Source organism: Natrinema sp. 1APR25-10V2 (assembly GCF_031626495.1).
Classification (GTDB): domain Archaea; phylum Halobacteriota; class Halobacteria; order Halobacteriales; family Natrialbaceae; genus Natrinema.
In genome coordinates, this window is the sequence record NZ_JAMQOJ010000012.1 from 1 (window position 1) to 22,278 (window position 22,278).

The 22,278-nt window shown below is 59.6% G+C and carries 20 protein-coding genes, 3 tRNA genes and 1 pseudogene; 6 read left to right on the forward strand and 18 right to left on the reverse strand.

Annotation, left to right across the window (positions count from 1 at the left end; all coding sequences use genetic code 11):
• Positions 1–496: pseudogene (locus NDO75_RS26960) on the reverse strand (IS5/IS1182 family transposase); the annotation flags it as partial.
• A 316-nt stretch (positions 497–812) separates the two neighbouring features.
• A tRNA-Gly gene (locus NDO75_RS26965) sits at positions 813–931 on the reverse strand.
• Between NDO75_RS26965 and NDO75_RS26970 the strand changes: the two genes are divergently transcribed.
• Positions 913–1,914: a tyrosine-type recombinase/integrase gene (locus tag NDO75_RS26970; RefSeq protein WP_310909731.1), complete on the forward strand. Its 1,002-nt coding sequence runs from the start codon at positions 913–915 to the stop codon at positions 1,912–1,914. The genes NDO75_RS26965 and NDO75_RS26970 overlap by 19 nt on opposite strands.
• 496 nt (positions 1,915–2,410) lie before the next feature.
• Here NDO75_RS26970 and NDO75_RS26975 read toward each other — a convergent pair whose 3' ends face one another.
• The 5 genes from NDO75_RS26975 to NDO75_RS26995 form a co-directional block, all read right to left on the reverse strand.
• A complete protein-coding gene (locus tag NDO75_RS26975; RefSeq protein ID WP_310909630.1) occupies positions 2,411–3,487 on the reverse strand; it encodes a hypothetical protein in 1,077 nt (358 codons plus the stop codon).
• 2,327 nt (positions 3,488–5,814) lie between these two features.
• Entirely contained in the window at positions 5,815–6,216 is a 402-nt protein-coding gene (locus NDO75_RS26980; RefSeq protein WP_310909631.1) for a hypothetical protein, read from the reverse strand.
• 60 nt (positions 6,217–6,276) lie between these two features.
• Entirely contained in the window at positions 6,277–6,759 is a 483-nt protein-coding gene (locus NDO75_RS26985) for a hypothetical protein (protein WP_310909632.1), read from the reverse strand.
• A gap of 423 nt (positions 6,760–7,182) precedes the next feature.
• Positions 7,183–7,254: transfer RNA gene (locus NDO75_RS26990), tRNA-Thr, on the reverse strand.
• 99 nt (positions 7,255–7,353) lie between these two features.
• Positions 7,354–8,121: a hypothetical protein gene (locus tag NDO75_RS26995; RefSeq protein WP_310909633.1), complete on the reverse strand. Its 768-nt coding sequence runs from the start codon at positions 8,119–8,121 to the stop codon at positions 7,354–7,356.
• Positions 8,122–8,181: 60 nt separating this feature from the next.
• On the opposite strand from NDO75_RS26995, the gene NDO75_RS27000 reads away from it, so the two are divergent.
• Together NDO75_RS27000 and NDO75_RS27005 are read left to right on the forward strand one after the other, a co-directional pair.
• Positions 8,182–8,886 (forward strand): enoyl-CoA hydratase/isomerase family protein, encoded by a 705-nt coding sequence (locus NDO75_RS27000; RefSeq protein WP_310909634.1) that lies wholly within the window; start codon positions 8,182–8,184, stop codon positions 8,884–8,886.
• 65 nt (positions 8,887–8,951) lie between these two features.
• Positions 8,952–9,506 (forward strand): GNAT family protein, encoded by a 555-nt coding sequence (locus NDO75_RS27005; protein ID WP_310909635.1) that lies wholly within the window; start codon positions 8,952–8,954, stop codon positions 9,504–9,506.
• On the opposite strand, the gene NDO75_RS27010 is transcribed toward NDO75_RS27005, so the two are convergent.
• Positions 9,503–10,297: an NAD+ synthase gene (locus tag NDO75_RS27010; RefSeq protein WP_310909636.1), complete on the reverse strand. Its 795-nt coding sequence runs from the start codon at positions 10,295–10,297 to the stop codon at positions 9,503–9,505. The two genes, NDO75_RS27005 and NDO75_RS27010, sit on opposite strands and share 4 nt — an antisense overlap.
• Before the next feature lie 457 nt (positions 10,298–10,754).
• Here NDO75_RS27010 and NDO75_RS27015 point away from each other — a divergent pair.
• Positions 10,755–10,825 (forward strand) — tRNA-Gly (locus NDO75_RS27015).
• A gap of 199 nt (positions 10,826–11,024) precedes the next feature.
• Here NDO75_RS27015 and NDO75_RS27020 read toward each other — a convergent pair.
• The 6 genes from NDO75_RS27020 to NDO75_RS27045 all read right to left on the reverse strand — a co-directional run bounded on the left by NDO75_RS27020 (position 11,025) and on the right by NDO75_RS27045 (position 15,967).
• Positions 11,025–11,987: a transcription initiation factor IIB gene (locus tag NDO75_RS27020; RefSeq protein WP_310909637.1), complete on the reverse strand. Its 963-nt coding sequence runs from the start codon at positions 11,985–11,987 to the stop codon at positions 11,025–11,027.
• A gap of 108 nt (positions 11,988–12,095) precedes the next feature.
• Complete coding sequence (locus tag NDO75_RS27025; protein ID WP_310909638.1) at positions 12,096–13,574, reverse strand: hypothetical protein; 1,479 nt, start codon at positions 13,572–13,574, stop codon at positions 12,096–12,098.
• A 126-nt stretch (positions 13,575–13,700) separates the two neighbouring features.
• Positions 13,701–14,129, reverse strand: a complete 429-nt coding sequence (locus NDO75_RS27030; RefSeq protein WP_310909639.1) for a universal stress protein — start codon at positions 14,127–14,129, stop codon at positions 13,701–13,703.
• Positions 14,130–14,229: 100 nt separating this feature from the next.
• Positions 14,230–14,592 carry a hypothetical protein gene (locus tag NDO75_RS27035; RefSeq protein WP_310909640.1) on the reverse strand — a complete coding sequence of 121 codons (363 nt, stop codon included), beginning with the start codon at positions 14,590–14,592 and terminating at the stop codon, positions 14,230–14,232.
• Between the two features lies 1 nt (position 14,593).
• Positions 14,594–14,833 carry an amphi-Trp domain-containing protein gene (locus tag NDO75_RS27040; RefSeq protein WP_310909641.1) on the reverse strand — a complete coding sequence of 80 codons (240 nt, stop codon included), beginning with the start codon at positions 14,831–14,833 and terminating at the stop codon, positions 14,594–14,596.
• Between the two features lie 120 nt (positions 14,834–14,953).
• Positions 14,954–15,967 carry a KaiC domain-containing protein gene (locus tag NDO75_RS27045; RefSeq protein WP_310909642.1) on the reverse strand — a complete coding sequence of 338 codons (1,014 nt, stop codon included), beginning with the start codon at positions 15,965–15,967 and terminating at the stop codon, positions 14,954–14,956.
• A 249-nt stretch (positions 15,968–16,216) separates the two neighbouring features.
• Between NDO75_RS27045 and NDO75_RS27050 the strand changes: the two genes are divergently transcribed.
• The gene (locus NDO75_RS27050; protein WP_310909643.1) at positions 16,217–17,053 is read left to right on the forward strand and encodes an NAD(+)/NADH kinase; all 837 of its coding nucleotides are present in this window, start codon (positions 16,217–16,219) and stop codon (positions 17,051–17,053) included.
• A gap of 6 nt (positions 17,054–17,059) precedes the next feature.
• On the opposite strand, the gene NDO75_RS27055 is transcribed toward NDO75_RS27050, so the two are convergent.
• The 3 genes from NDO75_RS27055 to NDO75_RS27065 form a co-directional block, all read right to left on the reverse strand.
• On the reverse strand, positions 17,060–17,719 hold the full coding sequence (locus NDO75_RS27055) for a DsbA family oxidoreductase (RefSeq protein ID WP_310909644.1): 660 nt from the start codon (positions 17,717–17,719) through the stop codon (positions 17,060–17,062).
• 102 nt (positions 17,720–17,821) lie between these two features.
• Positions 17,822–18,586, reverse strand: a complete 765-nt coding sequence (locus tag NDO75_RS27060; RefSeq protein ID WP_310909645.1) for a DNA-directed RNA polymerase subunit epsilon — start codon at positions 18,584–18,586, stop codon at positions 17,822–17,824.
• A gap of 237 nt (positions 18,587–18,823) precedes the next feature.
• The gene (locus tag NDO75_RS27065; RefSeq protein ID WP_310909646.1) at positions 18,824–19,744 is read right to left on the reverse strand and encodes a nucleotidyltransferase domain-containing protein; all 921 of its coding nucleotides are present in this window, start codon (positions 19,742–19,744) and stop codon (positions 18,824–18,826) included.
• Between the two features lie 732 nt (positions 19,745–20,476).
• Between NDO75_RS27065 and mptA the strand changes: the two genes are divergently transcribed.
• Positions 20,477–21,403, forward strand: a complete 927-nt coding sequence (mptA, locus tag NDO75_RS27070; RefSeq protein ID WP_310909647.1) for a GTP cyclohydrolase MptA — start codon at positions 20,477–20,479, stop codon at positions 21,401–21,403.
• Here mptA and NDO75_RS27075 read toward each other — a convergent pair.
• A complete protein-coding gene (locus tag NDO75_RS27075) occupies positions 21,400–22,203 on the reverse strand; it encodes a TrmB family transcriptional regulator (protein ID WP_310909648.1) in 804 nt (267 codons plus the stop codon). The genes mptA and NDO75_RS27075 overlap by 4 nt on opposite strands.
• Between the last annotated feature and the right edge of the window lie 75 nt (positions 22,204–22,278).

Consider the following 22,278-nt stretch of genomic DNA (forward strand, 5'->3'; position numbering starts at 1 on the left):
AACAGTGTATATCGAGAATCGCACTGGTTTCACAATCGATGAGCAGCGTCGTCTTCACCGCCTCGAACGTGTAGTCCGTCCGTTTTGCGTAGTGCTGGCTGGCCTGGACGCGATCGACACCGGTTGCGTCGATCGCCTGTACATTACCGAGATCATACAGCTCGACGGACTGATCGAGGATCGCACGCCACTGCTTCATCGGAATCGCCTGTTTTCGTGTACATACGGTCGAGAAGTGTGGGACCGTTTCAGGCGTCAGTCCGAGTGATTTCATCACTCTCGGTATCTCACGGAGGACGTCCATCAGCTTCCGGTACGGATGGCCGAGATACTCCTTCAACCCCTGAACGGCAAGAATCACCCAATCAGCGTAGCCTTCTTCTCCCGGACGGTAGGCCGGAACTGGCGGACCAACGACGGCTTTTTGGGCGAGCGACACAACCCTCTCTGTGAAGCGGGAGGTCTTCGTGTGCACAACGAACCCGTCCCGCTTCACTTCCTAGTAGATGTGGTATTTTCACCGAGCTACTAGCACGGCGATATGAGTTCGGTCGATTCTACACTGCAAACGTTTGAGCGTCTAAACGAGGCCCATCCTCTGTATTCAGCACACCGTTTCTGACAGCTATCGGAGAGATTGATGATTTAGCCGATCGTGAGACTGACGGCGCGCGCGACGCCGGCCACAGAGTTCCGCTAGGAAAACGAGGGGTGATCCTCTCACTCTAACCTACTGCCACAACTCGTGGGGATCCTCACTCTCAGGCCCTGCAGCTACAGCCCGTTCATGGTATTGTCAAAAAAATGATAAGAGCCTAGGCCGGGATTTGAACCCGGGCTCTCATGACGGACGCAGAGAGCCGCTAACAGGGGCTTGCGCCAATGTTGCAGGCTGTGTTGGAAATCATGAGTCTGAAACCAACACCACCGCACGAAGCTAAGAATAGATTCCTCAGCGACAAGAAGCCGGGCGTCACCAAGAAGACGATAAAGAACTACCGAACAACCCTACGACAATTCTGCGACTGGCTCGGTGAGCAAAATTTGACGGATCTGAATGAGCTGGACAGTGAATTGATCCAGCGCTACAAGGAACACCGACTTTCCAAGGTCAAGGTTATCACGGCGCGACAAGATATGATGACGATCAAGCAGTTCATAGAGTTCTGTGAACATATTGCTGCGGTTCCCCGAGGTATGTCCGATATGGTTCGAATTCCCCAAACCAGTGAGAATGATGAGATATGTGACGACCTACTTACCCGGGAAGAAGCTCTTGAGTTGCTCGAATTCCTCCAAAAGTACGAGTATGCGACGAACCGTCACGTCACTCTGCTAATTTTGTGGAAAACAGGAATGCGAATGAGCGGTCTTAGAGCGCTTGACGTTGAGGATTTTGACGATGGACGGCCAGCCTTGAAGCTCCGTCACCGACCCACGACAGGAACGCCGCTAAAGAACAAAGAGAAAAGTGAACGAGACGTGCTGATCACTTCTGAAGTGGCTGGCGTTCTTCTGGACTACATTGAGAACAGTCGGGATGATGTAACCGATGAACACGGGAGAAAACCTCTTCTCACGTCTAAGAGTGGTCGTGTAGTGGAAACTACGATACAACGGTACGTCTACACAGCAACTCGTCCCTGCTATTACAACGGTGGGGAATGTCCGTTCGACCGGAAGCCCGAAGATTGTGAGGCTATGTCTTGGAATGCCTCGTGTAAGTGTCCGGGTTCAGTCAGCCCACACGCCCTTCGTCGGGGCTACGTCACGGCAGCGCGGAACGCAGGTCAGCCTAAGGATGTGACTGGAGAACGGGTGAATATGAGTGGGAAAGTGTTGGACAAACACTACGATAAGGGAACAAATGCAGAAAAAGCGGAGAGAAGACAGGGTTACTTGAGGGATATCTAATAGCCTCTAGAACCGTCTAAGAAGTGGAAGCATTTTCGATGATTACGAATAGCCTCGCAGGAAGTAAAAGGATGGCAAAGAAATAGTGCGAAAGGGAGAATACTAAAACTGCCGAATAGAACCTCGAAAGCCACGCTATCGTCTGAAATGCGAGTGATGAGAAGTAACCCCCTACAGACAAGGCAACAATTAGAATTCCGGCAACTATTAGATACATAGAGATATTCCGTGTTTGGTCTATGAGGCTTTCAGAAGGATTATTGGTGTCACTGTATCGAAGTAAGAGAATTACTGAATTGGTTAGCAGACCCACAAAGAATGAGAGAGCAGTGATTATTAGGCCCAACGCATCTTTAGTCACCATGAAATCTGAGAAAAACATGAATAGCGAGATTATCGCTGGGAGCCAATAGACGAAGAATCTGAACTTATAGGGGGCAGTCTCTTGCTTTAGCGGCCTGTGGAACTCCCTCCAAACCCCAAAGAGACTATACATTTACTCTAGCAGACTCTCTGTCTCAATCGTCTCTAGGTCATACTCCTCAAGTTGTTCATTGGCAAATTCTCGGGCTGCCTCACCAATGGTGTGCATTTTCGGCCGATGTGTTATATCGTCGTACTCAATGTCTTCATTAATCACCCTCTTCATCCTAACTTGGTCCTGTTCCAGGTCTAGTTTATTACTCCCGTCTGAGTCAATATGAGCTTGTATTTTGTCTATTTCATCTGTGTCTACTTCTGAAGGGAATATCTCAGCATATGGATAATCGCTATCCTGAATTTTGGATACTAGGGTGCGCGCTTTTTCTTCATCTAAGGCGATCTCCATATCGGTATCAATTGTGAATCTCGCTTTCGCATCTTGTGTATCACCCAGAATATTACTACTGCTTCCATAAGCAGAGGTGGGTGTATTCCTTTTAACGAGTTCAAAGCCGTGAATGTTAACTTCAGTTAGTCTTTCGACTAAGTCTTTCGAGGCGATAGGGTTTATCGAGAAGTTTAGCCCGCGATCGTCTTCAGAACCACTCTCTACATAGTCGTCAAGTAGTGGCTTCTGTAACGCGCGGTATAGCATCCCTTTGATACCTGATTGTCCCCAAGCGTGAAGGATTAGAATACCTCGGTTCTGCTTCCCTTCTGGGATGTGAAATAGGAAATACAGGCGACGGACCTCTGCTGTATTCTGTTGTCGTGCATTTGGCTGTCGAGCGGCACTGGGTGGAAGTTCTTCCTGTAATTTTTCGATATTTAGGTGATCTGCTGAACGTCCAAATTTACCATAGCCGAATACACCTTCCACAGTAACACTATCATGGTCCTCGCTGAAACTGGTAGCCTCTAATTGTCGAATCGTGAGCGATTTTTCAATATTGTCGTCAACGTAGCCACAATCTCTGAGGTCGCATAATCTGAATAAAAGCATTCCAAGAAAGGTGTCATAGTTCTTAAATCCGGACTCTGGTGACGGTAAAGAAGTTAAATTAAAATAATCCGACTCATTCACAGCAACTCCCGGTTTGTTTTTAGTCCTTAATCTAACCCAATATGGGGCCAACTTATCGGTTACCATAGATTGAGGTGTTCTACGAATGCATTATAATTTGTGGAGTTACACTAAGCAAGAACTGATATACCCCTTATTTGATTGGGCGCTGTCCTTTCCATACGAAGGACTGCTGTTGATAGCTCGTAACGACCGGAAGGGGGCATGGATACTACTAAAGATTGGTTTTCGTGAGATACATCCATACGAGAAAGGGGATAGTATTACATGTGATATCGGCCTGCTTACTCACAATGCTTATCACCACTGCGATTACGGGACTTTTTGGCATCTCAGATGTCGCATCATATCTTCGAAATTGGTCTGACTCAAAAAGAGTACAAGAGTTAGAGTCAAGCCTAAGAGAGGAATTTGAAGGACGTGAATTCGGGAAAGGTGAGAGACCATATTTCCAAATTAGCTCCTTGTCATTAGACGAATCTGGTGATAGAACGTACCGTTTTCTGCAACTAATTCCGACAGTCTCGCCAAAGGGGCATTCAATAATTCGTATTCAGTGGGTCAATGGTGAACCACCACATCCGGATGATTGGAATCATGTGGTTAGGTATATTTCAACTCATCTCTCAACCCCAGACAGAAATGACAATATTACAGTGGAATATCGGGGTCAACAGCCTAGCAGCAGTGGAATGATCACAGAAATTGAAGTGAATACCTTTGATAAGGATACTTTGAATTGGTTGTTCGCAGGGTTTCCGGGTTATATTGATCGAGTGCAGTCTACATGATGTACAATCGTCATCGAAGGAAAGCTATCTACGCAAAGGACTGCTGCCAATAGTCTTTACCAGCGGGAAGGAAGAATGATAGGGAGTTAGAACATTGACAACCGTAACCGGCAACCGTCCAAAAGCAACTCGCTCGCAAATTTTTGGGTTTTTTGAGAGTGGAAAGCCGAAATGAATTGTGAACCCAGAGAATGCATCGTGAATAATGCTGCTCAGATTGATCGGGTGAGATAAGCCATGGGTCATGTTTATAGAAGAAATCTCATAGAGGTCATTAGCACGAATGCTAAGAGGGTTAGAACTGATCTTGTGATGGGATCCGTGCTTCCGCTCGTTGCGGTGAAGTCATCTGCTGCTCCCTTGTCTTCGACAAAAGACAGGCTTGGGATGCGGTGAAAGGATGGTAGGGCTATGGGCGGTTGAATGAGAGAGAAAGGAAAGGGGACTATAGGGGATAGGATAGGGAGAGTTTGAATGATCTTTCTTTGAGAGGGGAAGGAAAGGGGATTACAGGGAAAGGAAAGAAGAGAAAGAAGGGGAAGGAAAACAAGCCTACCAATCTGTATGGTCACCAATTCAGTGCTGTGGTGACCGGCAGCATAACATGGTAGAGAGTACGTGAGAAGAATGCTGCTTATGCTGCTTGGTCAAGATGGGTATTGGGTCAGGTTAGCCTAACAAGGCTGATTAGACAACTTGTGAACGATCCTAATGAGGTCAGAAACAGATTCTAACATAGATGCCACCAGTAGTTTCTAAGTAGCTTCTGAAAGCTGGAAGGTGCAAACCTTCATTTTCCTTCCAAGGCTCCTAAAAGAGATCTCTGTTAAGCGGGAAGGGACTGGCTCACCCTTCCAGCTTTTGAGGTCTATATTGAATGTCTTTCAGGGAACTATGCTATTGAATACCACGATTTTATCAAATTGCAGAACGCCCCTTACTGGCACCCTTCAGCCGCTCTTGCTTGGGACTCTACCTAAGAGATGATACCATATCTGCGAAACGGCTACCTTTGGGTTGTATTCCCCAACATTGCCTTCAGATATGGCCTCTCACCATCCAATCGCAGCGGAGCGAGGTGTAGACCCTGTGGATCAACACCATGACCTAATACAGGTATTTGCTTAACTCACAAGTGAGGGAAATCTTGTAGCCAATAATGGTGTGAGCAACCACCGAGGCTCTTTATCCTTCTCCCTCTCTTACAAAGAATCCATAGTCTATTAAAACTTTCGATATTATGAATGTGGAAAATAAGGAGCAAGAATGTTCGTGCTAATAATGCCTATCAATCTTCATCAAGAGATGAGGTATGCCTCTGACTTTACTTACTAACTTGACCAAACCACTTGCTAAGAATCTTCTTGGTAGTCAGTTGTCCAAGAGTGGGTGGCCGGCTGGCTGTCGCCTTCCAGTCGAATGAGTACCACTGCTCTAATCAGATCTATGCAACTCGCACGAGGTGGCTCTTCGGCCCCAAATTCAGATCCGTACAGATATGGTCACCAACCAACGTGCCACAAAACTCGATCCCATTATATGATGAGTCTGAGTGATTGGTTAGATCAATAAGGATCCATCAGGCTATTGCGAGTCGCATTTTTATGTTTGGATTGAATCAATTGTCAAACTTGGATTTCCAATTGGTTCATAGCCGTCATTTATACAAGAATCGCGGAAAATAGTTGTTGCTTCATAGACATTATTTGTATTTACTTTCATTTCTACCCTTGTTTGTTTCCCATCCTGTCTTTTTACGTCACCACTCACAAGAACTGTCACAGATTTCTGATTAGGAACTTTTCCACCATCTGGTGAGGTTGTTCTACCACCTGAACCAGATTCAAGCATATAAAGTATGAGCCCAAGTGCTGGAAAAAGCCCAACGACAATAAACCAGAACGCCGGTGTTCGACCTATAGTTGGATTTGTTTTCGCGTCATTATAGACTACGTAGGCAAGCAGAAATGATAATGTCCACAGTAGAAAGATGAATTCAAACACTATACCTTCACCCCTTTATGAGAGTTCTTCATATCAGCACCTTATTTTCCCGTCATATATCTATTTTGGCTCATCAACACTTGCTTCCAGAGAGTTAGAAAACATATTTGATCGTTTAGAAAGGGCTAATAGCCCAACGAAGATTATGAGTATTCCAGCAATGGTAGCGGTGGACCATGATCCGCCAATTGTGAGAAATAGCCCTATCCAAATAACTGCTACTAACATAACGAATGCCGCCATTATTAGAAGGAAATATCGCAGAAATGTAATTCGTGGGCTACCTCTCTTAAGAGCATGAATTCCATCTAACCGAACAGCAGTCACCTCAACAGCAAGCTGCAGACCAATCAATACCGATAGTACAATGAGAAGTAATACAGATGCCCCATCCGACACATATACGTTAAATGGCTTTAAAAGCAGGTCCGACAACATTAGCAAAATGGAAAAAGATAGGATCATAACTGGGATTCCGAACAAAATAACAGTTCCTATGTACATTAAAACTGAAATACCTCCTGAGTGTGATTGGGACGCCATATTAACCGATAATCATCTAATGTATTATGTTTTGTGAATGAAAGTCTCTGTTGAAATTCCTCTTGCTGTCTTGTGGTTTCGTATAGAGGCCGATTTCTACTTTATTCCTCGTGAGTTGCTAGGGGAGTGCTTCTACTAAATATCAGCTACGAAGGTATTCAGCAGGGCTAGATAGAGAGTCTTTTTGAAGGGTGGGAAATACCATGAAGGCTTTCGCCTTCCAGCTTACCACAGTTGGCTAATTCCCTCTCATTTTCGAGAATTGCTTCCCCGCGTCGGGGGATTGCTCGCGCGGGTTTCCTTTATCCCGCTGCCGCACCGGTAAAATCACCCTCAAAACGGGTGCCCTTCCAGCTGAAAACAGCCGTAAAAACTATGCAAGAGCGCCGCTGTATGGGAATTACGGTCTGCGACGAAGGAGCAAGCCTAGGCCGGGATTTGAACCCGGGCTCTCGTCCTTACCAAGGACGCGCTTTACCGCTAAGCTACCCAGGCGCGCATCTTTTCGTTGACCGGAGTCGTCTTTATGGGTTTCGATTCGGTCGGGCCGTGCGTCGGGTTGTCTCGGCCCCGTCCCGCGGTCCCGACCGGCGATCAGGGATCGGTCGCCGACGTCGCGCGATCGGTCGGACCCTCCTCGAGCGAGCGATCGCGGGTTCGTGCGTCGAGATCGCCGAGACAGTCCGCAGCCGCGGGAAACGAGGCGCCGACGAGGTCGGCCAGGTCCTCGGCGACGGCGAGCAGGCGCGGCGATGGCGTTTCGCCGACGGCGACGGCGCCGGTGAGGACGGCGAGTTCGAGCACGTCGCGCTCGAGGTTGGCGTCGATCGCTGCGGGATCGCCGTCGGCGATGGCGGTGCCGGTCTCGAGATCGGTGCGGCGGGTCTGATCGCGACCGAACGACTGGACAGTTCGGACGGCTTTGCCGGCGGCGTCCGTGCGAGCGAGCAAGTAGAACCCGCGGGCGACGAGGATGTCGGCGGCGAGGATCGCGAGGTCGCCGTCGCTCGCGTCCGCGTCGGTCGCCGTCCACGGTTCGTCGTGGGCGAGCGAACGCGTCAGGCGGAGCCCCTCGTAAATGAGCTGGACGCCGGCCGCGTGGGTGACGACGCTATCGGGTTCGGCATCGGCGTCACCGCTGGATGCGGTCTCGCGGTCGGCCTCGACGGCGTCGGTCGGTCGTGAGACGTCCTCGAGAACGGGTCCATCGGCCGCCGTCGCTGCGGCGCTCTCTATGGTGAGCGTGCCGGGGACCATCGACGCTCGATCGAGAACGGATTCGAGGTAGTCGTGTAGCTTCGGTGGTTCGACGTCCGCGACGGCCTCGACGGCGGCACGCCGACAACTGTCGGCCTTCTCCATTAGCGGGGGGTTACGACGGGGGAGCCAAAGACCTTTGGAAACGCCCGATCGACTGCTGCCATGATCGACGTTGACACGAACGGATCGGTTCGCACCGTCACGATCGACCGCCCCGAGGCGCGCAACGCGCTCACCGTCGACGGACTCGAGGCCCTCGAGGCGGCGATCGACGACGCCGAGGAGCCGGTGGTCTATCTTCGCGGACACGGGCCGGCCTTCTGTGCGGGCGCGGACCTGAACGAGGTCGCGGCGCTCGAGGGGGACCGCGACCGCGCCGCGGAGTTCGCGCGCCTGGGCCAGCGCGTCGCCCGGACGATCGAGGACTCGCCCGCGGTCGTCGTCGCGGGAATCGACGGCCCGGCCCGCGGCGGCGGCCTCGAGCTCGCGCTGGCCTGCGACGTTCGCGTGGGCACGCCGGAATCGACCTACGGCGAGCCGGGCGTCAGCTTCGGCCTGTTCGGTGCCTGGGGCGGCACCGTCCGGCTGCCCCGCGTGCTGGGCGAGGGCGACGCCCTCGAGTTCGCGCTCTCCGGGCGGTCGATCGACGCCGAGGAGGCGCTGCGGATGGGGCTCATTTCGCGGCTCGAGAACGAGCCGCGAGCGGTCGCCGAGGAGATCGCCGATAACGCGAACGACGCGCTCACAGCCCTCAAGCGGCGGATCCGAGACGACGGGGAGCGCGCGACACAGGAGCGACGCGAGGCCGAGGCGTTCGCCGACCTCGTCGCGGCCCACGCCGACGATATCGACGCGCTGCTCGAGTGAGCAGCGGTTCGGCGTCGCTCGACGGCGGGAGAAACACTATATTCGGTGACACGTACTGGGTGAGTATGCCCGGACCGGTGTTTCTCGAGGCCGACAGCGTCACGCTGCGGCCGATCGAGGAGGAAGACATCGAATTCCTGCACGCACAGGTCAACGACCCGCGAATCTGGCGAGCGATCGGCCGCTCGAGGCCGATGAACCGCGAGCAAGAGCGCGAGTTCTTCGAGAACGACGTCTGTGGCGACGACACTATCGTCCTCATGATCGTCGCCGATTCGACGCCGGTGGGGACGGTGGGGCTCCACTCGTTCGACTGGGAGGCGGGGCGCGCCGAACTCGGGTACTGGGTCGCGCCCGAGCACCACGAGCAGGGCTACGGCTCTGAGGCGGCCGAACGCCTCGTCCAGTACGCATTCGACCAGCTCGGTCTCCACCGGATCGAGGCCCGCGTCTTCGAGCTCAACGAACCGTCGCGACGGCTACTCGAGTCGGTGGGGTTCACGCAGGAGGGCGTCCACCGCGACGTCGAATTCATCGACGGCGCGTACCAGAACGCACACTGGTACGGATTGCTCGAGACCGAGTGGCGAAGCGGACGCCGTGAGGGCGGCGACGATTAGCCCAGCGGCTCGGGCGCTGGCGGCGCGTTGCGTTTGTGGTCGCTGCGTTCGTACATGCCGCGGACCCGTTCGACGGTCGCCTCGTCGACCTCGAGCAGCCGGGCGGTCGCGGCGACCGACAGCGGGCCGTCGATATGAGTCGCCAGAATCGAGTCGAGGGTGTCGTAGCCGATCCCGAGTTCGTCCTCGTCGGTCTGGTCGGCCCACAGCTCCGCGGTGGCGGTTTTGTCGACCAGTTCGTCGGGAACGCCCATGTACCGGGCGAGCTGGCGGACCTGGCCCTTGTAGAGGTTTCCGATCGGATGGCAGTCGACGGCGCCGTCGCCGTACTTCGTGAAGTAGCCGACGGCGGCCTCACTGCGGTTGCCGGTTCCCAGGACGAGTCGGTTCTCGTGGTTGGCGACGAGGTAGTTCAGGACCGCTCGAGCGCGGGCGCGTGCGTTGCCGACGGCCTCGTGATCGCCCTCAGCTTCGGGATAGGCAGTCAGTAGCGAATCGACGATCGGCTCGATTTCGATCACGTCGTAGGTGATCTCGAGGTCCTGTGCGACCCGTTCGGCGTCACTCATGTTGCCGTCGCTGCTGACAGTCGCCGGGAGGACGAGCCCGTGGACGTCTTCGGGGCCGAGAGCCTCGACAGCGAGGTTGCCAGTCAGCGTGCTGTCGATCCCACCCGAGAGCCCGAGTACGACACCGTCTGCCCCCGCAGCGTCAACCCGATCGCGAATGAACTGCGTGATGTGATCGCGCTGTCGCGCCAGTTCCCGCTCGGAAAAACGAAGGTCGAGCATGGATCATCCTAGGGCGGGCGTGACCTAATACCCTCCCCCTACCGAAGAAAAGTGACCGTGCGTTCGATCGTCGGCCGCTCGACGATCGGTACAGCGGTGGTCGGGCGATCGTCCGAGCAAACGAAAACGAGGTCCGGGTGCGAGAATCGAACTGCGCGTCTCAACCTGCACAGGTTGAAGGATGGCCACTACCCCAACCCGGACACTGACTGCGTCTCGCCGCAGCTATCGATAGCACGGACGACCCGTAATAAGCACTGAGAGTCTGCAGGAATGCAACTCGAGGCCGGATTCATAGCCGTCGCACGAGCGATGATCGCTCGAGAGCGCTACGTTGAAGTGAGATGGGCGGGTATCCTCGAATGTCGACGCGAGCGAACGCGGTGAGTGAGCGCCGGTGGTGAACAGTTCCTTCGGAACTGCGATCCTCGGCGCGCGAGGAACGAAGTGACGAAGTGCGCCGGTGGTCCAGTGGTAGGACTCGAGCTTCCCAAGCTCGCGGCCCGGGTTCAATTCCCGGCCGGCGCATATTCTCGCGCGAGTAACTCCGCGAGCGCGAAATGTCGTCAGAGGGAATTGAATCACGCAAGACCGAACGCAGCGAGGTCTTGCCACCAGGTTCAATTCCCAGCCGGCGCATCCCTGCTCAGATACCCACGAGTCGTGACTGTGCCACGAGCGCCGCGAAAAACGAGAGCACGCGATTCGGACGGAGCGCTCGAGGGCGCTAGTAAATGCCCATCGCTTCGATCTGCTCCTGATACCGGTTCCGGATCGTGACCTCGGTCACCTGCGCGACGTCCGAGACCTCGCGCTGGGTCTTCTTCTCGTTACAGAGTAGCGAGGCGGCGTAAATCGCGGCGGCGGCGTAGCCGGTCGGCGACTTGCCCGACAGGAGCCCCTGTTCGGTCGTGGTGTCGATGATTTCGTTGGCTTTCGCCTGAACTTCCTCCGAGAGTTCGAGTTCGGAGCAAAAGCGGGGGACGTACTTCTTCGGGTTGACCGGTTCCATCTCGAGGCCGAGTTCCTGGGCGACGTACCGATAGGTGCGGCCGATCTCCTTGCGCTCGACCCGGGAGACGGCGGCGACCTCCTCGAGGCTTCGCGGAATGCCTTCCATCCGGCAGGCGGCGTAGAGGGTGCTGGTCGCGACGCCCTCGATCGAGCGGCCACGGATGAGGTCCTCGTCTAACGCGCGCCGGTAGATGACACAGGCGACCTCGCGGACGGAGCGAGGGATGCCGAGCGAGGAGGCCATGCGGTCGGTCTCGGAGAGCGCGAACTGGAGGTTTCGCTCACCGGCGTCTTTGGTACGGATCCGTTCTTGCCATTTTCGCAGGCGGCGCATCTGACTGCGCTTGTCCGAAGAAATCGAGCGACCGTAGGCGTCCTGATTTTTCCAGTCGATGGAGGTTGTCAGCCCCTTGTCGTGCATCGTCTGTGTCGTCGGCGCGCCGACGCGGGACTTGTTCTGCCGCTCGGAGTGGTTGAAAGCGCGCCACTCCGGCCCGTGGTCGATGTTCGTCCCTTCGATGATCAGCCCGCACTCGTCACAGACGAGTTCGCCCTGATCCTCGCTCTTGACGAGTGTCCCGCTCTCACACTCGTCACACGCCCGCTCACGCGTTTGTTCCTGGGTTTCGTCAGTCGTTTCAGGGGTACGTTCGCGCTGGCGGGGTGGGCTTGCCATATCATGTAGACAACGACGGTGCAAGGACTTAAGGTCTCGCCACAATTGAGGGGAGGGTTTTGAACCAGATCCAGTTCCGGTCACGCAGCGAAGCGACGCCACAGTACCTCACAAGTGGCCAAAGAGCGTTCCAGCGAGCACCACTACCCACAGTGCAGTGCCGACCAACAGCATATCGTTGACCTTCGAATCGCGCGCCGCGCGCTTTGCCGCGCCACCGGCGATCAGGCCGAGCGCGACGACGACGAGCATTCGCTGGACGATGACCTCGACGGGGAGCGCGTCCACGCCGAGCATGCCGTAGTCGAGCCAAATCGCGACCGCGAGCGAGCCCGCGGCGACGACGGCGGCGTCGAGGCGGCGCGTGAGTCCGCATGCGATAAGATAGGTCGCTACCGGGATGCCGACGCCGATCATCGGATAGAGCAGCGCGGCGATCTGATGGGGCGTGAGGAACGTCGCCTGTCGCTCGAGGTAGATGCCACCCGCCCGGACGCCGAGCAACAGCGCAATGATGGCGACCGCGAGCAGGAGGTGGCCGGCCTCGAGACGGTCGTAGGCGGCGGCGATTCGGCGACGGTCGACGTCGGTCAGGTGATCGTCGATGGCGGCGGGCGTTCGTTGGCCGACCCGCTGACCGGCCTCGCTCGAGGCGCTGGCACCGCGTCGGCCGGCGCGAACCCCGACGAGGGTCGGGAGGACGATCAGCCCGGCGAGTTCGACGAGGGTCGCCCAGCCGTCGGCGTCGGCGGAGTTGCTGTTGTCGAGATAGATGCGGCTGACGTCGTCTTGGACGTCGATCGCCGGATGGGCCATGAAGTTGGACTCGACTTTCTGCTGGGCGGCCTGCGAGCCGTGGACGCGATGGCGGAGGGTGAACCAGTCGAAGTGTTCCGAGTGCGTCTGCATGGCGACCCAGTCGTCGTCCGCGTTGGGGCTCTCGTAGAGCCGAATGTGGTAGCGCTGGCCGTAGTAGGTGCCGTCCTCGAGCTGGAGCGTCTCGGTCGTCCAGTAGCCGCTCTCGTTCGGGCCGGGGTCGACGTAGGCGTAGCGGACGCCGCCGTCGGCTTCGCCCCAGTCGAGGTCGGGAAGGCGGCCCCTCGACGGCTCCGATTCGGTCCGATTTTCGTCGGTCGCGTTGGCCGACGAGTCGTTCGTCTCGTTCGGCAATGATTCGTTGGCGGCCGTTCCGTTCTCCGCCTGCGTCTCGTTATCGGAGGCGTTCCCGCCGAAGAGGGCATACGTATCGGGACCCGCGGCTTCCTCAGATTCGTTGATTTCGGACCAGTTGCCGCCGTCGGCCTCTGTCAGAACGCGCTCGATGTCCGCAACGTCGCCGCGAACGACGACGTTGATCGGACTGCGCTTCCGGAACTCCTTACTGGGGCTGAGATACTGCCAGAAGCCGCTTTCGGAGTCCTCGAAAGTGACGAGGTCGGGCGCCGGCTTGTCGGTCGTGGAGGGAGTCGTCCCCGGTCGCTCGGTCGCGGTCTGGCCGGTCGACAGCGACAGCAGCATCGACGGCCCACCGACGAGTACGAACGCGAGGACGAACAGGACCGTCCCGATGACGAGCGAGCGACGCATCTCCCGGGAGTTGTGACGGGATACACATCAAACCGTGTGTAACGAGTTCGACAGAGCGGCTCGAGACGAGAACGACGGCCGATACGGGTCGCTCTCGATTCGGGTGATTCGGCTCGGCGAGCGGGGTCAGACGCTCGGGCCGACGGTGGTGACGGGGACGGGTGCCTCGCGGACGACCCGCTGGGAGACGCTCCCGACGACGTTGCGCTCGTACTCGTCGCCGCTGGTGCCCATGACGATCAGGTCGGCGTCGCCGGTCGCAGCGTAGTCGACGATGCACTCGGCCGGGTGGCCGGTGTCGACCGCGGTCGTCGTCTCGACGCCGCGCTCGGCCGCACGGGTCGCCGCCTCGTCGACCGCCTCGCGGGCAGACCCCTCGAGGTCGTCGCGGACGCGCTCGACGCGGTCGTCGTCGAGGACGAGAAACGCGCGGTCGTCGACGACGGAGAGGACGTGGAGGGTCGCGTCTCTGGTAGCCGCGACGTCGATCGCGTGCTCGGCGACGGTCGCCGCGTGGTCGCTGCCGTCCGTTGGGAACAGGATCGTCTCGTACATCGCTGTCTAGATGGGACTCTCGAGCGGACGCAAAAGGGTGTTCGCTCCGTTCTTCCCCGGTGGGAATTCGGCGCGCGTTGGGTCGAAACGGGGGGAGCGGTCAGATGCCGGGAATGCCGAGCGCGTCGGGCGTGACGAGACCGATCACAGCGAGCGCGTACAGGATCCCGACCGCCACGATCCAGGCGACGAATCCGATCGCGGCCGCGGATCCCCAACCGCCGGGATACCGCCAGTTGATGATGCCGACCCAGATTATTAGCATCAACAGGACGCCCAGGATCGGAATCCAGCCGACGAAGAAGCTCGTGATCGCCCAGGCGGCCGCGCCGATCAGAGCGGTCACCGCCGCGTTCACGAAGCCCGCATCTCTATCTAATACCAGCCGTGCGCCCGCGAGGATGGCGATCGTCCCGACGAGTAAACTCAGGACGAAGATCAGAATTGAGTCCGCGGCAGCCATGTTAGGGTTTCCAGCTCAGTTCGATCTCGACTGTCTCACGGTTCCCCCGAAGCATCGAGGAGCGTTCGACGGTCTCGACCGAGACGTCGATGTTGTGAGGTGGGTTGAGCGATACGTTCTTGTTCCCGACCCTGACCGAGACCTCCTCGCTCTCGCCCTCGAACTCCGTCGCGAGCTCCTGGAGATACGCGGCGAGCTCCTCTCGAGGCAGTGTTTCGTCGGCGGTCGTCCGTTGCGCCATGCGGTCATATGGCAGTCCTGCCCGCAAAAGTATGGGCAGCGAACGCCGTCATAACCCACTGTTACCCCCTCGAGCGGTCCTGTAACGTTCAACTGACCGAAACTGAGACGAGAACTGACGTTAAAACAGGTTCGCCTGTTGATAGACCGAGATCCCCTCGCCCGTGATCTCGTAGGGCTTTTTCTCCCGGGAGTGGTTCGCGTCGCGGATCTTCTGGATCTCGATCGCCAGCCGGGTCTCGCGGAAGTCGTCCGGCCGAACGTACTGCAGGACGAAGACGGCGTCCGTGAGGTACTCGACGATGCCGTACCGCGAGGCGTAGGGCGTCTCCGGCGAGACTTCGCTCGTCAAGAGGGCGGTGACGCCGGCTTCCTTCAGGCTCCGCCCGAAATCGTAGATTTCGTTGCGCCGCTTCGCCCGGTCTTCGTACATCATCTCGAGCAGGGAGACCGAGTCCAACACGAGTCGCGACGCGCCGAACTCCTCGACTAGCGTAGGGAGCTCGTTGCGGATCGACGCCAGGCTGTTGGCCATCTCGATGGGGTCGACGTCGACGACGGCGAGTTGTCCCTGGGCGACGTACTCGTCGAAGGCGTACCCCTTCTCCGTCGCGCTGTTGATGACCCGCTCGCGACTCTCCTCTAAGGTGATGCAGACGCCGCGCTCGCCCTGCTCGAGACCGCGATTGAGAAACTGCAGTCCGAAGGTGGTCTTACCGGTCCCGGCGCTGCCCATCGCGACGATGAGCGAGCGCTCGGGGACGCCGCCCTGGATCATCCGGTCGAGCCCCTCGATTCCGAGGTCGACACGCGGGAGTTCCGAATCGATCTCCTCGTCGAAGTCGGGTTCGTCGCTTCCCAGGACGAAGTCGAGATCGTCGAACCCCTCCGGCTCGGCGGCCGGGACGGCATCGTCACCGCCGACGTCGACTGCCGGCGCGCTGACGTCCTGGAGCGCCGAGCCGAAATCGTCCTCGAACAACGACTCGTCGTCCGCCGACTCGGGGCCGTCCGTAGACGAGTCGGCATCGAAGCTCGAGTCGGGATCCTCCGGCTCGGCCTCCTCCGCGTCGTCTCCTTCGCCATCGAGGGCGCGTTCGAACCAGTCGTCGGGGTCGTCACTCACGGCGACCACCTGCGGGCCGACCGGGCTGGACTCGCGCCCGAGACGGGTTCGATGGGATCGAGCGCCGCGGAGAGCCGCGGCTGACGACACCGCGGCGACGCGACGGGAGAGTACTCGAGTGGGCGAACGCCATACTGGCCACCGCGACGGGGTCGTCGCGGAAGTTCACGTGTCCGGAGTCGTTCCAGCCCGATTAACTTTGTTGCCGTCGGCCGGACAAGCGTGGCTTTTTGACGACGGGGCGGGTAGCCGCCGTCGATGGACGTCGCCGTCGGAATCGTCGCCCAGCGCGACAACGAGCGTGCACAGGAACTCGCCGCGAGTCTCGTCGACGCCCTCGAGCGCGAGGGCGCGAGCGTCGTCGTCGACGAGGCGACCGGCGGGGCGATCGGGGCGACCGCCGTCCCGGTCGATGCGATGGCCGGTCGTGATATCGTCGTGAGCATCGGCGGCGACGGCACGCTGCTGTTCGTCGCCCGCGAGGTCGGGGCCGCGCCGATCATCGGAGTCAACCTCGGCGAGGTCGGCTTTCTCAACGCCGTCGCTCCCGAAGACGCGCTCGGCGTCGTCACCGAGGTCGTCGCGGACCTCGCGGAGACGGGGACCGTCGAGGGGCGCGAACTGGCGCGTCTACGGGCGACGGGCGTCGACGACGACTGGACGCTCGAGCCGGCGCTCAACGAGGTCCTCGTCCACGGACCGCGGCGGGGTCACGGCGGCGGCGCGACGATCGAGGTACGTGTCGACGGTCAGAAGTACGTCGAGAGCCACGCCGACGGCGTCCTCGTGGCGACGCCGACGGGGTCGACGGCCTACAACCTGAGCGAGGGCGGCCCGCTGGTCCATCCGACGGCCGACGCCCTCGTCGTCACGCAGATGGCCGCGACCGAGGCGATGCCGCCGCTGGTCGTCGAACCCGACAGCGAGATTACCCTCTCCGTTACCGGCACGGATACCGGCTATGCGATCAGCGACGGCCGCAACCGGCAGCGCCTCGACCCGCCCGCGACGGTGTCGGTCTCGCTCGCGGCCGATCCCGTCACGCTCGTCGGCCCGCAAGCCAACTTCTTCGACGGCCTCGACAAACTCGAGTGAGCGGTACTACTGCCCGCCTTCGACGAGTCGCTCGAGGTGTTCCGGCGGCACCGCGCCCCGCGCGACGTGGCCGTCCGAGACGAAGGTGGGAACGCCGGTGACGCCCGTCTGCTGTGCCTCGGCGAATCGATTCTCGAGCTCCGCTCGGATGCCGTCGTCGGCGATCGCGTCGCGGATCTCGTCAGTCGGCAGGCCGATCTCGGCAGCGAGGTCGGTCAGGACGTCGACATCGCCGATGTCACGACCGTCCTGCCACAGGGCGGTATAGATCGCCTCGTCGAATGCCGCCCACTGCTCGGGGTACTCCTGTTTGACGTACCATGAGGCGACCTGGGCGTCGAACGAGTCCACGTCGGTCGCGATCTCCTGGGCCATCTCGACGTCGTACTCTTCCTGTAGCCGGCGGACGTTCTGTCTGGCCTGCTCGTAGTACTGATCGTCCTTGCCGTCCTCGGCGTCGTGATCGATCGAGCCGTCCGCGTTTCGCTTCCCGCGTCGCAGGTCGAAGGGGTGCCAGTCGACGGCAAGCGGCGCGTCGCGGCCCTCGCGGTACTGCTCGAGCGAGCGGGTTCCGAGATAACAGAACGGGCAGACGTAGTCGGCGTAGATCGTGATTCGGTCGCCCGTCGTCGGCGCGTCGTCGGCGTTGGTGTCGGCGTCGGCCATAGCAGCACTAGGGATCTGGAACGGAAAAGTCGCCGCCAACCGGCAGTCGGATCGAGCGGGGTGGCTCGAGACAGGGGGGTGCGAACGGGCAACGATGTGCCGCTAGCTCTCCGAGCCGGTGGCCGCCGCACCGTCGGCGTCGGACTCCGTCACGTCCGGCAGGTTCGGATCTCGGTAGGGATTGCGGCCGTAGGCCGGCAACTCGTCCTCGAGTTGGTCCTTCAGGACCCGGCGCAGCCGGTTCAGGCTCGTCGTATCGAGGCCGTAATCGGCCGCGAGCCGCTTGAACGTCGGCTCGTCGGTGATATCGTGGGCCCGGTACTGAGCGAACAGCTCCTCCATGCGGTCGGCCGACAGCTCCTGGGCGTCGATGTCGTCGAGTCCGAAGTACTGCTGGCGGTCGACGTCGACGACGTGGCGGATGGCCACCAGCGCGACTTTCTCGATCGCGCGCTGGCTGCCGAACTCGGTCAGGTCGATCTCGTCCATGACCCCCAGCGCCAGATCGCGCTGCCACGGCGTCACCTCGAGGGCGTTACACAGCGCCTGCGTCGTCCGTAGCCGATCCAGGTGATGGGCGCGCTCGCTGTAGCCCGGCGTCGCCGCGTGCTGTTCGTCGTGGAGACGACGCACGCTCTCCGAGAGGTCCGCGTCGGGCGACGTCGCGCGGCCGATGACCGTGGCACTCGGCGTGACGACGCCCCACTGGCGGACCGTCGAATCGCGCTGGACGTCCGCCCGGGAGAGCGACCCGGAGCCGGGCCGCGTCTCGAGGCGGCGCTCGCGTTCGGGGTCGTACTCGACGCCGTCCGCGGCGGCCGCGTCCCCCTCCGGGAAGCGACTTGGGTCGGCACCGTCGTCTTGCATCGTCTGTCGCTCGGAGGGGGAGCGTGAAAAAGGCTCGCTCCATACACGATACGTTTCAATCGGACTGACAAGGGTTCTAACAGGTGGCGGCGTGCGATCGGCCGAGTCGAAAACTGGCGGACGGCGAAGCGATCGCTCTCCGGTTGGAGATCGGTCCGCGAAATGCCCTTCGTAGCTTCACCTTGTGACCAGAGGCACTTAAAGAACTGATCGGAATTGGGACGGGTTCGACACGGATTACTGGACCGCGGCGATCAGTTCGTCGATGAACCCGTCCAGACGGTCGGGATCGGGGCCGGCTCGAGCGTGCCGGTCTGGATCGATCGCGTCCGGCGGGTGTGCAAAATCGCGGCCGACGGCGTCGGCGATCTCGACCTCGCCCTCGCCCGCCCGTTTCCGCTCGAGCAACTCGCGGGCCCGGTCGATTCGATCGGCGTCGAAAACAGCGGGCGCCTGCTCGCGCAAGAAGGTCTCGAACTCGAGGGCGGGCAGCTCGTGTGCGCCTCGCTCGCCGGTCGCCTTGAGGTAGTACGCGGACATGGCCGCCCTGAAGATCGTTAGATTTCGCTTTACCGTCGGTTTCGTCTGGGTTTCGGTGTATCGCTCGTCGTCGGCCGCGACCGTCATCGTCCCGTCGTCGGTTTCGACGACGTACCCCTCGTCGCCCGTCTCGAGGATCGGGAAGATCTCGTCGTCGGTCCGGACCAGATGATGTGAAATGTACTTCCGATAGTTGCTCGTCGCGATTCCGCGCCACGCGTGATAGAGGTCGATCGGATTGTAGCTCCGTTCGACGTACGCCGCGAGGTCGACCGGATCGTACGCGACGCGGTAGCGGATCGGGCTCCGCAACAGATCGATCGCGCCGTCGTTCGAGTCCGCGAGCAGACCCGCGAACGTCCGCGCGTCCCAGCCCTGATACTCGAACTCGCCGCGATCCTCGACGATCGTTTCGGGCGGCTGCTCGAGGTGAGCGTACCGGCGAAGATCCGTCGGCGCGTAGACGAACCCCACGTCGTAGTCGCTGTCGGGACTCGCCGCGCCCCAGGCGTGGCTGCCGCGGGCGACCGCCAGCGCGACCGCCACGTCGTGCCCGCGCTCGAGGTCCGTCAGGTGGTCGTCGACGGTCTCCCGGACGCTGTTCGGTACGGCAGTCATAGCCGGGGCTCGAGGAAATCGAAGTCGAAACCCGAGAAGGCCGGGTGACGAATGCCCTTCGTAGCTTCACCTTGTGACCAGAAGCACTTAAAGAACGCGCGGTCTCGGACCCGACTCGGGCTCGAGTCGTCCCGTCCGTCGCTGCCGAGAGATCGCGTCGCTGCCACTCGATGTTCAGACGTTCGGAACGGCGGAGAACGACGACTTCCCGTCATAGCTCTACCTTGTGACCAGAGGCACTTAAAGAGCGGACGGCTCGAGTCGTCTTGGTTCAGGTATCAGTCCGCTACCATTACAAGCGATGCCGACGACTGTGAGCAGCATGACCGCGCTCCGCTCCGCACTGCTCGAGTGGGACCTGACTCGAGCCGCGAGAATCGTTACCAGCGGGCTAGCTGTCTTTCTCGCGCTGCGCGTCACGAACGGGTTTTCACCGGAATCGGTGCGACGCTGCTCTTCCTGTTCGTACTCACCATCCCGTGGGAAGTAGCGGACCGCCTCATCGACCGATCGAACGATTCGTGAGAGGAGTACCACGAGCCGGGTCGTCCCCTCGTCGATAGAGAGGCAAGGAGCCGTGACTACCCTCCAAGAAAGCTGCAGAACGGCGATTTCCCTTCGTAGCTCTACCTCGTGACCAGAGGCACTTAAACAAGCGACGGCTCGTGCGGGTCCGCACAAGCGACTCCCGGTTCCGAAAGGTTGAATCGCCCGCTGCCCTGAATGCGGCCAATGAGTCATCAGCTGCCGGACGTGCAGGCGACGTCGCCCGACGTCACCGTGGGTCTGAGCCAGGTCGGCGTCACCGGCGTCGACAAACTCGTCAAGCTCGCTCGCGAGGGGAAGCGTCCGATCGTCCTCACCGCCGAATTCGAGGTCTTCGTCGACCTGCCCGCCTGGCGGAAGGGCGCGGACATGAGTCGCAACATGGAGGTCATCGACGAGATCTTAGAGGACGCGACCCGCGAGGAGGCCTACAGCGTCGAGGAGGTCTGCGGCGAGGCCGCCGAACGGCTGCTCGAGAAGCACGACTACACGTCGAAGGCGGAGGTCTCGATGGAGGCCGAGTTCATGCGCCGGGAGCAGACGCCCGCGAGCGACCGGGAGACCCAGCACACCGTCGACATCGTCGCCTCGGCGACTGCCACCGACGAGGGGACCCGCGAGGAGATCGGCGCGCAGGTCACCGGCATGACCGTCTGTCCCTGCTCGCAGGGGATGTCCACCGCCCGGGCGAAACAGACGCTCGAGGATCTCGGCGTCGAGGAAGAGACGATCACGGAGTTCTTAGACGAGGTGCCCCAGCCGGGTCACTCCCAGCGCGGCCACGCGACGCTGACCGTCGAAGCGAGCGGCGATCCGTCGGTCGATCTGAACGACATCATCGACATCGCGCGGGACTCGATGAGCGCGCGGATCTACAACCTCGCAAAGCGGCCCGACGAGGATCACATGACCTACGAGGCCCACGCCGACGCGAAGTTCGTGGAGGACTGCGTACGCGCGCTGGCCGAGGGCGTCGTCGACGAGTTCGACCACCTGGCCGACGACGCGGTGATCGCGATGTGCCAGTCCAACGACGAGTCGATCCACCAACACAACGCCCACGCCGAGCGCGTCGTCGAGATGGGGACCCTGCGCGACGAGGTCGGGAACTAGAACTCGAGGGGCTCCGCCTCCTCCCACCGCGGAGCGAACTCCTCGTGGACGTTGGCGGCGAACTCCGGATCCTTGAGGTCGATCATCCCGAAGGCTTCGCCCGAGGACAGCGGGTTCGGCACCTGGATACAGACCTCGACGCCGTCGATGATGTTGAACGAGCCCGTGATATCGTCGTTCGTCCGGACGTTGTAGTCGTCGCGCTGCTGTAACGTGCTCTGGTAGCGCCGACCCACGTCCTCGGACAGCGAGGCGACCATGTCGCGGGTCATCAAGACGTCGACCGAGACGCCCCGGTCGAGCGCGTCCTCGAGCTGGGCGTTGACCTCCTCACTGACCGATTTCATGTCCCACTGCGGTGACGGATCCGCCGACACCATCACGATGTCGCGATCGGCGGCCGCGAGTCGCTCTAACATGAGGTCGACCGTTTCCTCGGGGCCGACGGCGGCGGTCCAGAACTGTTCTTCGACCGGCTCGGCCGCGTCGAGTTCGTCGGCCAGATCGTCGACGATCGACTCGTACTGGTCTGCCTTCTCCTCGAGTTCGCGCTTCTTGTCCTCGAGCAGTCGGTCTAACGCCGTCGACGGCTCGACGGCGACGTACTTCTTCGGCCGGCTCGCGGTCTGGCTCCGTACGAGGTTGTACTGCTCGATGCTGTTCAGCACGTCGTAGATCCGCCCCATCGGTACGTCGCTCGCCCGCGACAACTCTTTGGCCGTTGTAGGGCCGGTGCTGAGGAGCGAACGGTAGGCTCGGGCTTCGTACTCGGAGAGCCCGAGATCCCTGAGACTGGCCATGGTAGGGACTGACCAACCGAAGAAACATAAACACTGTGGTAGTTTTGCACGATATCGTCGACAGCCGGTTCGGGC